Here is a 5,468-nt window from a genome sequence, read left to right as displayed (position 1 = left end):
GGCCCCGGCATGCGCGAGATGCTGGCGCCGACCGCCACCCTGATGGGGCTGGGTCTCGGCGAAAGCGTAGCGCTGATCACCGACGGCCGTTTTTCGGGAGGGACCCGCGGCCCCTGCATCGGCCACATCTCGCCCGAGGCGGCCGAAGGCGGGCCCATTGCGCTGGTCGAGGAAGGGGATCGCATTCTCCTCGATATTACGAACCGGCGGCTGGAGCTGCAGGTTGATGAACAGACCCTGGCCGAACGGCGCAGCCGCTGGCAGGCGCCGCCAGCCAAGATCAAAACCGGCTGGCTTGCCCGCTATGCCAAGGTCGTGACCTCGGCAAATACCGGGGCAGTTTGTAAAGCTTAAATTCGCGGCTAATGGCATGAGGCCAAAGGCTAAGGGTTTCCCTTTTGCCTTTAGCCTTGAGCTTTCTGCCTGATTTTTCTGGAGGAGAGATGCAATGAAAAAAACCGGATCACAGATCCTGTTGGAATGCCTGCAGCTCGAAGGGGTGGACACCGTATTCGGCTACCCCGGGGGAACGGTCATCAATATTTACAATGACCTGATGGACTATCCGATCAAACACATCCTGACGCGGCACGAACAGGCAGCGGTACACGCCGCCGACGGCTATGCCAGGGCGACGGGCAAGGTCGGGGTGGCTATTGCCACCAGTGGTCCGGGGGCGACCAACACCGTTACCGGCATCGCCACCGCCTACATGGATTCCATCCCCATGGTGATCATTACCGGTCAGGTTCCCACGCCCCTGATCGGCAACGACGCCTTTCAGGAAGCGGACATCGTCGGCATCACCCGGCCGATTACCAAGCACAATTACCTGGTCAAAGACGTCAAGGAACTCGCCCGGATTGTCAAGCAGGCTTTCTACATTGCCAGGACCGGCCGGCCTGGGCCGGTCCTGATCGATCTGCCCAAGGATGTACAACTCGCCTCCACCAAATTCGACTACCCGGATACGGTGGAGATTCGCGGCTACAAGCCGACCTACAGCGGCAACGTGCGGCAGGTGGAAAAGGCGGTCAAGATGATCCTGGCCGCAAAGAAGCCTGTGCTCTACGTTGGCGGTGGCGCCACCCTCTCCGACGCCAGCGGCGAGTTGCTGCACTTCGCCGAAATGGTCCAGGCTCCGGTGACCACCACCCTGATGGCGATGGCCTCCTTTCCGCAGCGTCACCCCCTCTGTCTGGGGATGCTGGGGATGCACGGCACCTATTGCGCCAATATGGCGGTGACCAACGCGGATCTGCTGGTGGCCATCGGCGCGCGCTTCGACGACCGGGTGACCGGCAAGATTGCAACCTTTGCGCCGCACGCCAAGATCATCCATATCGACATCGACCCGACTTCGATCAAAAAGAACGTGCGGGTCGATTTGCCGATAGTCGGCGACCTCAAGGACGTGTTGCAGACGATCGTTGCCAAGCTAATCGAGCACCGCGACGAGGTCAAGGCACTGGCGGAGGCTCTCGGTCCATGGCGGGACGAGATCGCCGGCTGGAAGAAACAACATCCGATGAGCTACAAGCCTTCCGACAAGATCATCAAGCCCCAGTTCGTCATCGAGAAACTGAGAGAGTTGACCCGCGATGACGCGATCATCACTACCGAGGTTGGCCAGCATCAAATGTGGACGGCGCAGTTCTTTGGTTTCACCCAGCCGCGGACCTTTCTGACTTCAGGCGGGCTCGGCACCATGGGCTTCGGTCTGCCTGCCGCGCTCGGTGCCCAGGCTGCCTGCCCCGATCGTCAGGTCATCGATATCTCCGGCGATGGTTCCTTCCAGATGAATTCCCAGGAGCTGGCGACGCTTGTTCAATACCGTCTGCCGGTGAAGATTGCCATTCTCAACAACAATTTTCTCGGCATGGTTCGTCAATGGCAGCAGCTCTTCTTCGATCGGCGCTACAGCCAGACCTGCATGGAGCTCCCCATCGACTTCATCAAGCTGGCCGAGGCTTACGGTGCTACGGGTTTGCGGGCCACAACGCCCGAAGAAGTTGAAGCGGTGATCAAGACTGCGCTGGCGACGCCCGGGCCGGTGATTATGGAATTCAAGGTGGCCCGTGAGGAAAATGTCATGCCGATGGTCCCCGCCGGGGCAGGACTCAACGAGATGGTGTTGGCTTCCTGAGAGTATTTTTTATGGGACGAGGGGAACAAATAAGACATATAGATCTCATTAACCCCCCCCCGGTCCCATGAGTCGGCAAAATTTCCCAGTGTCGCTGTATTGCCATTAACAAGGAGATTGTTCCCATGAAACACACCATTTCCGTGCTCGTCGAAAACGAGTTCGGAGTTCTGACCCGGGTGGCCGGCCTTTTCTCCGGGCGTGGTTTCAATATTGAAAGCCTCTCGGTGGCGCCGACGCTCGATCCCAGCATCTCCCGCATGACCATCGTTACCCGCGGCGATGAGCAGATCCTCGAGCAGATCAACAAGCAGCTCAACAAGCTGATCGATACCATCAAGGTCATCGACTTTACCGGGCAAGATTATGTAGAACGCGAGATGGCCTTGATCAAGGTGACCGCGGAGGAAGAGACCCGGGCCGAAGTGCTGCGCATCGTCGACATCTTTCGCGCCAAGGTTGTCGATGTTACCCCCCGGTCCTATACTGTGGAAATCACCGGCGCCCCGGCCAAAGTTGATGCGATCGTTGAACTGCTGCGCCCCATGGGCGTCAAGGAGCTCGTTCGCTCCGGTCCGGTTGTCCTGGGCCGTGGTCCCAAAGGATGGCGGGGGACGGAATGAGTTTTTAAGAAAGCCCTGCTTTTCCCCGAGGTTCGGATGAAAAGGGTTGGCAGAAAGCATCGGCCTGTGTTATAAGGGCAGGCCATTTTCCGGTATTACCATCGCGTTTCGAGGAGGAAAAAAGGAATGAAAGTTTACTACGACAAGGACGCCGATCTGTCCATTATTCAGGGGATGAAAGTGGCCATCGTCGGCTACGGCTCCCAGGGGCATGCCCACGCCAACAATCTCAAGGATTCGGGCGTCGAGGTGTCTGTCGCCCTGCGCGAAGGTTCCGCCTCGGCGATCAAGGCCAAAAATGCCGGTCTGACCGTCAAGAATGTCGCTGAAGCCGTGGCGGCCGCCGATCTGGTGATGATCCTGACTCCTGACGAGTTCCAGTCCCGGCTCTATCGGGACGAGATCGAGCCGAAGCTGAAAAAGGGGGCCACCCTGGCTTTTGCCCACGGCTTCAGCATCCACTATAACCAGGTTGTGCCGCGCGCCGATCTGGACGTGATCATGATCGCCCCCAAGGCTCCCGGGCACACCGTCCGTTCCGAGTTCGTCAAGGGCGGCGGCATTCCGGACCTGATTGCGATCTTCCAGGACGCCTCGGGCAAGGCCAAGAACGTGGCACTCTCCTATGCCAGCGCCATCGGCGGCGGAAGAACCGGCATCATCGAAACCACTTTCAAGGATGAAACCGAGACCGACCTGTTCGGCGAGCAGGCGGTCCTCTGCGGTGGGGCAGTGGAACTGGTCAAGGCCGGGTTCGAAACCCTCGTCGAGGCCGGTTACTCTCCGGAAATGGCCTACTTCGAGTGTCTCCATGAGCTCAAGCTGATCGTCGACCTCATGTACGAGGGCGGGATTGCCAACATGAACTATTCCATCTCCAATAACGCCGAATACGGCGAATACGTCACCGGTCCGAAGGTGATCAATGCCGAGAGCCGCAAGGCGATGGCGGAGTGCCTGACCAACATCCAGAATGGTGAATACGCCAAGCGCTTCATCCTCGAAGGGCAGACCAACTATCCGGAGATGACTGCACGGCGTCGCCTCAATGCCGCCCACCCCATCGAGCAGGTTGGCGAGCGGCTGCGCAGCATGATGCCCTGGATTCAGAAGATCGTCGACAAGAGCAAGAACTGAGAGCGGCAGGAAGGCCGGAAGGAAGGAGCTTCCTTCCGGCCTTTTATTGCTCCCAACTGCTGAAGGGATCTAAAAAGTGCGCAACCAGAATCAGCCCGTGGCGAGTGAAGGGTATCCCTTTATCGCCCTTTTTGCTTTTATCACCCTGGTTTTTGCTTTGCTCGGCTGGGGATTCCTGACCCTGTTGCTGCTCGGACTGACCCTGTTTACGGTCTATTTCTTCCGTAACCCCGAGCGATGCATACCACAGGAGCCGGGTGCGGTAGTCTCGCCTGCCGACGGCAAGGTTATTTTCGTCGGCGAAGTCCCGGAGGAGCGGTATTTTCAGGGCCGGGTCATCAAGGTCAGCATTTTCATGTCGGTATTCAACGTGCATGTCAACCGGGTTCCCATTGGCGGCAAGGTGGTCGACATGTTCTACAACAAGGGCGAATTTTTCAATGCTTCTCTCGACAAGGCGAGCCTGCAGAACGAACAGGCAGGGATATTGCTCGAAACCGACGGCGGCCAGCGCCTGCTGGTAGTCCAGATCGCCGGACTTATCGCCCGCCGGATCGTCACTTACCCGGTGATCGGCGACTTGTTGGAGCGGGGCCAGCGTTACGGTCTGATCCGTTTCGGTTCGCGAGTCGACGTCTACTTCCCACCCGGCACCAATGTGCTAGCCACGGTCGGTGACCACACCGTTGCTGGCGAAACAATACTGGCCTACCTGCAATGAGCGAAGAGCATCAGGGGGTCGAGGGTTACGACCGTCGCGAAAGCCTGCGCCGAGGGGTCTATATCCTCCCGAACCTGTTCACCACCGGCAGCCTCTTCGCCGGTTTTTACGGTATCGTCTCGACCCTCAACGGCAGCTTTCTCACGGCCGCCTGGTTCATCCTGGTCGCCTCCATCTTCGATGCCCTCGATGGAAAAGTTGCGCGCCTGACCGGCACCACCAGCAAATTCGGTGTCGAGTACGACTCCCTGGCCGACCTGGTGGCTTTCGGCGTTGCACCCGGACTGCTCATGTATGCCTGGGCATTAAAGCCCTTCGGCAAGCTAGGCTGGCTGGCGGCTTTCCTCTATGTGGTCTGCGGTGCCCTGCGCCTGGCACGTTTCAACGTGCAGGTAACAACGGTAGAGTCGAAGCGCTTCGTCGGCCTGCCGATCCCGGCAGCAGCCTCCATGGTGGCCGCCTGCGTCATCCTTTTCTATCACCTGGGAGGATCAGGGACGATCAGGAAGCTCTCGGTGCTGATCCTGATCTACGTGCTCGCGCTCCTGATGGTGAGCAGCTTCCGCTATTATTCTTTCAAGGATCCCGAACTGGTCAAACGACAGCCTTTCGGTTTTCTTGTTCTGGCCATCTTCATCATCGTTGTCATTGTCGCCGAGCCGCAGATCATGTTTTTTTTCCTGTTCAGCTGCTATACGATTTCCGGCCCGATCGGTTATCTGCTGCGCTTGACCCAGCGGACGAAGCACACCGGATAGTGTTTCGGTGTGGTGAAATCCTGGTTGGTGCCATTGAAAAAACATGCAGCTGCACTTCGTCAGCCGGGATAATTGTTGACAAC

The 5,468-nt window shown here is 58.3% G+C and carries 6 protein-coding genes; all 6 read left to right on the top strand.

Translation table 11 applies throughout. From position 1 onward, the window contains the following. On the top strand, positions 1–354 hold a 354-nt coding region (locus VD811_11540), incomplete at its 5' end, for a dihydroxy-acid dehydratase (GenBank protein HXV21606.1). A 94-nt stretch (positions 355–448) separates the two neighbouring features. After that, positions 449–2,146 carry a biosynthetic-type acetolactate synthase large subunit gene (ilvB, locus tag VD811_11535; protein ID HXV21605.1) on the top strand — a complete coding sequence of 566 codons (1,698 nt, stop codon included), beginning with the start codon at positions 449–451 and terminating at the stop codon, positions 2,144–2,146. Positions 2,147–2,271: 125 nt separating this feature from the next. Further along, positions 2,272–2,769, top strand: coding sequence for an acetolactate synthase small subunit (gene ilvN, locus VD811_11530; GenBank protein HXV21604.1), 498 nt, complete (start codon positions 2,272–2,274; stop codon positions 2,767–2,769). Between the two features lie 84 nt (positions 2,770–2,853). Continuing rightward, positions 2,854–3,906, top strand: a complete 1,053-nt coding sequence (ilvC, locus tag VD811_11525) for a ketol-acid reductoisomerase (protein ID HXV21603.1) — start codon at positions 2,854–2,856, stop codon at positions 3,904–3,906. Positions 3,907–3,982: 76 nt separating this feature from the next. After that, complete coding sequence (locus VD811_11520) at positions 3,983–4,627, top strand: phosphatidylserine decarboxylase family protein (protein HXV21602.1); 645 nt, start codon at positions 3,983–3,985, stop codon at positions 4,625–4,627. Next, complete coding sequence (gene pssA / locus VD811_11515; protein ID HXV21601.1) at positions 4,624–5,385, top strand: CDP-diacylglycerol--serine O-phosphatidyltransferase; 762 nt, start codon at positions 4,624–4,626, stop codon at positions 5,383–5,385. Before VD811_11520 ends, pssA begins: the two co-directional genes overlap by 4 nt. The last annotated feature ends 83 nt before the right edge of the window (positions 5,386–5,468 follow it).

The sequence above is a fragment of the Desulfuromonadales bacterium genome (genome assembly GCA_035620395.1).
Lineage (GTDB): Bacteria > Desulfobacterota > Desulfuromonadia > Desulfuromonadales > DASPGW01 > DASPGW01.
Note: the sequence above shows the minus strand (reverse complement) of the source record. Positions and strands in the feature narration are given on the sequence as shown.